This is a genomic window from Escherichia sp. TW14182, assembly GCF_000208525.1.
GTDB lineage: Bacteria > Pseudomonadota > Gammaproteobacteria > Enterobacterales > Enterobacteriaceae > Escherichia > Escherichia ruysiae.
Window position 1 is genome coordinate 1 of record NZ_AEJZ01000428.1, and the last position, 6,383, is coordinate 6,383.

Genomic DNA, 6,383 nt, shown 5'->3' on the forward strand with positions numbered 1-6,383 from the left:
AGAGCCGACGCCAGAGCCGACGCCAGAGCCAACGCCTGTTCCTGACCAGACTCTGGATAATGACCTGCGCCCGGAGGCTGGTGGTTACATCGCGAACCTTGCGGCAGCCAACACAATGTTTACCTCCCGACTGCATGAACGTCTGGGGAGCACATACTATACCGATCTGGTCACGGGTGAGCAGAAACAAACCACCATGTGGATGCGTCATGAAGGGGGCCACAACAAATGGCGTGATGCAAGTGGCCAGTTGAAAACCCAAAGCAATCGCTATGTTCTGCAACTGGGGGGCGATATCGCGCAGTGGAGTATAAGTGGCAACGACCGCTGGCATCTGGGGGTCATGGCTGGTTACGGTAACAGTGACAGCAAGACTATCTCATCGCGCACCGGTTATCGAACTAAAGCAAGCGTGAATGGTTACAGCACGGGGTTATATGCGACCTGGTATGCGGATGATGAGTCACATAACGGGGCGTATCTCGACAGTTGGGCGCAGTACAGCTGGTTTGATAACACAGTGAAAGGTGATGATTTACAGAGCGAATCTTATAAATCAAAAGGGTTTACCGCTTCACTGGAGGCTGGATACAAGCACAAATTAGCTGAATTTAATGGCAGCCAGGGAACGCGGAACGAATGGTATATCCAGCCACAAGCACAGATTACCTGGATGGGAGTAAAAGCTGATAAGCATCGCGAAAGCAACGGTACTCTGGTGCGAAGCGAAGGAGACGGTAATATTCAGACCCGACTGGGCGTGAAAACCTGGCTTAAGAGCCACCATAAAATGGATGAAGGCAAATCCCGCGAGTTCCAGCCATTTATGGAAGTGAACTGGCTACATAACAGTAAGGATTTCAGCACTCGCATGGATGGCGTGTCAGTCTCTCAGGATGGAACCCGAAATATTGCCGAGATAAAAACCGGGGTGGAAGGACAGCTAAATGCCAACCTGAATGTCTGGGGAAATGTGGGCGTTCAGGTTGCTGACAAGGGATATAATGACACCTCCGCGATGATTGGCGTTAAGTGGTCATTCTGAACTGAATAATTCGTAAAAGGAGAGGGAGTCGGATGAGTGACAATTCGACTCTCTGTATTATTTTTTTGCCGCCAGCTTTTTCTGCCAGAAAGGAGACAAGCGGATTTAGCTGGCGCACATGATTTAAGCAAGGTGTGTTAAATGGCTTCGCATGATTTGAGTGTTTTTCTTGAAGAGTTCGGGGCAACCGTTAATCTGACGTTGCCTGGTATTGTGTCCGAGAAAGAACGGCTTTTACTCAAGCTGCTGATGGAGGGGATGTCTGTTACAGAAATATCACAATATAGAAACCTTAGTGCAAAAACAATTTCACATCAAAAGAAACAACTGTACGAAAAACTCGGTATTCAGAGTGATATTACCTTCTGGCGGGATATCTTTTTTCAATATCATCCACAGGTAGTCACCGCCACAGGTAATAAAAATAAATTCTATATCCCTGACAACCGTTGTCACCATATTGTCACGCCTGAAGCCATCAGCCTGGCGCTGGAAAACCATGAATTTAAACCGTGGATCCAACCTGTTTTCTGCGCACAGACAGGGGTACTAACAGGCTGTGAAGTGCTTGTTCGCTGGGAGCACCCGCAAACGGGAATTATCCCTCCGGATCAGTTTATTCCTCTGGCGGAGTCATCTGGCCTTATTGTCATAATGACCCGCCAGTTGATGAAACAGACTGCGGATATTCTGCTGCCGGTAAAACATTTGCTACCGGACAATTTCCATATTGGTATCAACGTCTCGGCGGGCTGTTTTTTGGCTGCGGGATTTGAAAAAGAGTGTCTGAACCTGGTCAAGAAATTAGGTAATGATAAAATCAAGCTGGTTCTTGAGCTGACAGAACGTAACCCCATTCCGGTAACACCAGAAGCCAGAGCGATATTTGACAGCCTTCATCAGCACAACATTACCTTTGCGCTGGATGACTTTGGTACGGGCTATGCGACCTATCGTTATCTGCAGGCGTTTCCGGTCGATTTTATTAAAATTGACAAGTCGTTTGTGCAAATGGCGAGTGTTGACGAAATCTCCGGCCATATTGTGGACAATATTGTCGAACTGGCGCGTAAGCCTGGTCTGAGTATCGTAGCGGAAGGGGTAGAAACCCAGGAACAGGCTGACTTAATGATCGGTAAAGGCGTTCACTTTTTGCAGGGCTATTTGTACTCTCCGCCGGTTCCGGGTAATAAATTTGTCTCTGACTGGGTAATGAAAGCCGGTGGTTGATGTAAGCCGCTATTCACAGCGCATCGGGAGGTTGGCAGCGATTAATTCTCCCGATGCAGTAAATCCTGATAGATCCCCGTTAATATGCCATTTGGCGCAAATTGCCTTTTAATCCATTGCGTCACCTGACCCGTTGCAGAGTGCTGGGTCGCCAGTAACATGCGTGAATCCTGGCGCGGATTATGAATTTGTCGGGTAACCAGCAGTGATTGCGCCATCGCTTCACGAACCATGTAATCTGGCAAAAAACCAATCCCTTCACCTAAAATCTGGCACTGACATTTGGTGTTGAAATCTGGCACCAGAATCGACTCCTGCCCATGCAGCAACCAACCCACCTTTTTATTAATCGTATGTGCGGTGTCCTCCACCATAATATTAGGGTAGAGACGCAGCTGGCTTTCGGCGATCGGCTCCGGCACAAAGGCTAACGGGTGATCCGGGGCGATAGCAAAAGCCCAGCGAATCGCACCAATCTCGGTGTAATCAATGCCGCCACCGTCCAGCAGCGTATCGGGCGCGCCGATGGCGATATTCGCCTGGTTATTGATAATCGCATCCCAGACGCCGTTATACACTTCGGTGGTGACGGTAATCTGGCAGGTAGGAAACTGCTTTTTCAGCACCTGTAATAAGCGTGCGGTGTGTTTGGGTGTATAAAGTAGCTGATTAATACAAATGCGCACGCGTGCTTCTATGCCCTGCGAAATAGTATCGATGCTGCGTTTGATGGCGTGAAAATCATTCAGCAGGTCGGTGGCCTTGCGGAAAAAATAACGCCCGGACTCCGTTAACTCAATGCTGCGGGTATTGCGGGTGAACAGCACTACATCCAGCCCCGTTTCCATTCGCTTGATGGTGTAGCTAATGGCGGAAGTGGTTAAACCCAACTCTTCTGCCGCTTTACTGAAGCTGCCAAAACGCGCAGCGGTAGTAAATGCCAACAGATTTTCTTCGGTAAAAATTGAGTTCATTAAACCATTCCCGCCATTTTCTAATATGAATTTCTCCAGCCATGACTGTAGAGGTATCGGTTAAAGATAGATAATCATTTTTGAATAACTTTTAATACCCGTCGCGTTTAGTTGTCGCTTCGCTTAATTTTTGTCCGCCATATTCGGAAATTATCCCCACGCAGTTACCCGCCAGAAAACCCAGTAACGTTACCGTCCAGTTCATCCCGCTGGCAAAAAATAGCGTCATGCCGAGAAAGCCACCGGGAATGAATGACAGTAACCAGAAACGTCCTTGCCAGACCACCACCGCTGAGAAGGGCACGGTAGTAATCACGCTTGCCCAGAATCCAGAAAGACCACTTACAGAAGCCAGCCAGCCGGCAGCCAGCGCGGCGAAAAACGCCCACACCATCCCGGAATAATTAACCGCCAGGCTTCTGATAAACCCCGATTTACCGCCGCCTGCGGCATAAAAACTGCAAAAGGCGACGAAGCCAATGGTTCCTAATAATTCCCATCCCTGAGAGAGCCCGACATGTGAAGCCACTAACTGCCAAAGCCCAGCACAAATACCGACGGTGACACCCGTTGCCGTGAGTCCGTTCATCTTGTTCCCCTCTGGTTAGACATGGACGAAAGCTACTCTTACATGTGCAGACTATAGAGAAATAAAACCGGATTGAGTGAAAGGGTATGGCGAGAAAGAGACAAATATTGCACTACCGCACACTGCGAAAAGATTATTGAACATCATTCAACAAAAAGGCGAAATACGGCGAATTAAATTTAAGCGGGTTCTTTTAGCTGAATTTCGTTGCTATTCTCAATTCATCGAAAACAGCCACAAAAACCAGGGGAATGTTAATGACTATAAATAATCTGCCTGCCGACTATTTATTGGCTGCACAACAGGGCGATATCGATAAAGTAAAAACCTGCCTTGCGCTGGGTGTCGATATAAATACCTGCGATCGTCAGGGGAAAACGGCAATTACGCTGGCAAGTTTATATCAGCAATATGCTTGCGTTCAGGCATTAATTGATGCCGGAGCGGATATTAATAAGCAAGATCAGATATGTTCAAATCCTTTTTTAATTAGCTGCCTGACCGGTGATTTAACCCTGTTACGAATTATTTTAGCCGCTAAACCCGATCTTAATTGCGTAACCCGTTTTGGCGGTGTCGGCCTGACGCCTGCCTGTGAAAAAGGCCATTTAAGTATTGTAAAAGAGCTTTTGGCGCATACGGAAATTAACGTTAACCAGACCAACCATGTTGGCTGGACGCCATTACTGGAAGCGATTGTGCTTAATGATGGCGGTATTAAACAGCAGGCGATTGTCCAGTTATTGCTGGAACACGGAGCCAGCCCGCATATGACCGATAAATATGGCAAAACGCCGCTGGAACTGGCGCGGGAACGCGGTTTTGAAGAGATTGCTCAATTGCTGATTGTCGCAGGTGCATAATCCGGGAGGCTTGCTATCGACACACCACAAAGACGGTGTGTGTGGGCGCTAACTGCGGATGCGGATTTTCTGGCGCAGCGGGGGCAAGGACAGGTTGAACAGGTCTTTGCCAGAGCGGTAAATATCGCACTCCCGGCTCGCCAGCAGTTGCTGACGCTGCTTTGTGAAGAATACGACAATGCACCAAACAGTTGTCGGTTGGCACTCACTCACTTTGATGGTCTGTTCCATCATGGCGATAAGGTTCAGTTTGACGAGCACGGGATTACGATTGGTAAAGATATTCATATAGATAAGCATCGTTGTCAGCGTTGGCTGTCCCCAACACTGCAAATGACCGCTCTGAATTTTCACCTTATCGCCTGGCAACAGTGGTACGACATTATTCATCAGCATCTGGGGGAAAATGAAACCCTGTTTAATTATCGCGGCGATAATCCATTTTATCAGGCGTTAAATAAAGAATTACATATCAGGCGACGTGCTGTTATTCAGGCATTAAACGATAAACAAAATATCGCGTCAGCGGTCGCTAATATGATTGGGTTAGGGATTGGTCTGACGCCTTCAGCCGATGATTATTTAACAGGTCTGGCGCTTGTTTTATTTATTTCCGGGCATCCGGTAGAAAAATACAAAGAGGAATTTTATCTCGGCCTGCAACGCGGCAGAAATAATACCACGTTATTAAGTGCCATAACGCTGGAAGCCGCATTACAACAACGCTGTCGGGAAAATATTTATCACTTTATTCACGGCATCATTAATGACATCCCTGAGAACGCCACTCAGACAATAGAAAAAATTAAACATATTGGCTCCAGTTCCGGCTGCGACATGCTGTATGGCATGGCCGATGGTTGTGCGCTGAGCCAAACCTACGGAGGGAATTATGTCAGTTAAAATAGTCATTAGACCGAATACCTATTTTGATTCTGTCTCGTTGATGTCCATCTCCACGCGTGCAAATAAACTCGACGGTGTCGAGCAGGCATTTGTGGCGATGGCGACCGAAATGAACAAAGGCGTGCTGAAAAATTTAGGGCTGCTGACGCCGGAACTGGAGCAGGCGAAAAACGGCGACCTGATGATCGTTATCAACGGCAAAGCGGGCGCGGACAACGAGCAGTTGCTGGTGGAGATTGAAGAACTGTTCAATACCAAAGCGCAAAGTGGTACGCACGAGGCGCGTTATGCCACTATCACCAGCGCCAAAAAGCATATCCCGGAAAGTAACCTGGCGGTGATTTCCGTCAACGGCCTGTTTGCCGCTCGCGAAGCGCGTCAGGCGCTGCAAAATGACCTCAACGTGATGCTGTTCTCCGATAACGTCTCGGTTGAAGATGAACTGGCGCTCAAGCAGCTCGCTCACGAAAAAGGGCTGCTGATGATGGGACCAGACTGTGGCACGGCGATTATCAACGGCGCGGCGCTCTGCTTTGGTAACGCCGTGCGTCGTGGCAACATCGGTATTGTTGGCGCATCCGGCACCGGCAGCCAGGAACTGAGTGTCCGCATCCATGAATTTGGCGGCGGCGTTTCACAACTGATCGGCACCGGCGGGCGCGACCTGAGCGAGAAAATTGGCGGCCTGATGATGCTCGACGCCATCGGCATGTTAGAAAACGATCCGCAAACTGAAATCATCGCCTTAATTTCTAAACCGCCAGCGCCGGCGGGGG

At 48.6% G+C, this 6,383-nt stretch carries 7 protein-coding genes; 5 read left to right on the top strand and 2 right to left on the bottom strand.

The features are described from left to right. A partial coding sequence (locus EQY_RS0122800; protein ID WP_000363484.1) for an autotransporter outer membrane beta-barrel domain-containing protein occupies positions 1–1,045 on the top strand: 1,045 nt, incomplete at its 5' end. A 141-nt stretch (positions 1,046–1,186) separates the two neighbouring features. Beyond that, positions 1,187–2,275, top strand: coding sequence for an EAL domain-containing protein (locus tag EQY_RS0122805; RefSeq protein ID WP_000146378.1), 1,089 nt, complete (start codon positions 1,187–1,189; stop codon positions 2,273–2,275). 41 nt (positions 2,276–2,316) lie between these two features. On the opposite strand, the gene EQY_RS0122810 is transcribed toward EQY_RS0122805, so the two are convergent. Next, positions 2,317–3,249, bottom strand: coding sequence for a LysR substrate-binding domain-containing protein (locus EQY_RS0122810; protein ID WP_001084384.1), 933 nt, complete (start codon positions 3,247–3,249; stop codon positions 2,317–2,319). A gap of 91 nt (positions 3,250–3,340) precedes the next feature. Continuing rightward, on the bottom strand, positions 3,341–3,838 hold the full coding sequence (locus EQY_RS0122815) for a DUF1097 domain-containing protein (RefSeq protein ID WP_001013863.1): 498 nt from the start codon (positions 3,836–3,838) through the stop codon (positions 3,341–3,343). A 257-nt stretch (positions 3,839–4,095) separates the two neighbouring features. On the opposite strand from EQY_RS0122815, the gene EQY_RS0122820 reads away from it, so the two are divergent. The 3 genes from EQY_RS0122820 to EQY_RS0122830 form a co-directional block, all read left to right on the top strand. Further along, complete coding sequence (locus tag EQY_RS0122820) at positions 4,096–4,701, top strand: ankyrin repeat domain-containing protein (protein ID WP_000154581.1); 606 nt, start codon at positions 4,096–4,098, stop codon at positions 4,699–4,701. A gap of 39 nt (positions 4,702–4,740) precedes the next feature. Then, the gene (locus EQY_RS0122825) at positions 4,741–5,604 is read left to right on the top strand and encodes an oxamate carbamoyltransferase subunit AllH family protein (protein ID WP_024165068.1); all 864 of its coding nucleotides are present in this window, start codon (positions 4,741–4,743) and stop codon (positions 5,602–5,604) included. Further along, positions 5,594–6,383: hypothetical protein (locus EQY_RS0122830; RefSeq protein WP_000111864.1), on the top strand; the 790-nt coding region annotated here is incomplete at its 3' end. The genes EQY_RS0122825 and EQY_RS0122830, both read left to right, overlap by 11 nt.

What these genes read in the sequence shown, in the direction of transcription:
- EQY_RS0122805 (WP_000146378.1), top strand. Translation starts at nt 1,187, where the DNA reads ATGGCTTCGCATGATTTGAGTGTTTTTCTTGAAGAGTTCGGGGCAACC.
- EQY_RS0122810 (WP_001084384.1), bottom strand. Translation starts at nt 3,249, where the DNA reads ATGAACTCAATTTTTACCGAAGAAAATCTGTTGGCATTTACTACCGCT.
- EQY_RS0122815 (WP_001013863.1), bottom strand. Translation starts at nt 3,838, where the DNA reads ATGAACGGACTCACGGCAACGGGTGTCACCGTCGGTATTTGTGCTGGG.
- EQY_RS0122820 (WP_000154581.1), top strand. Translation starts at nt 4,096, where the DNA reads ATGACTATAAATAATCTGCCTGCCGACTATTTATTGGCTGCACAACAG.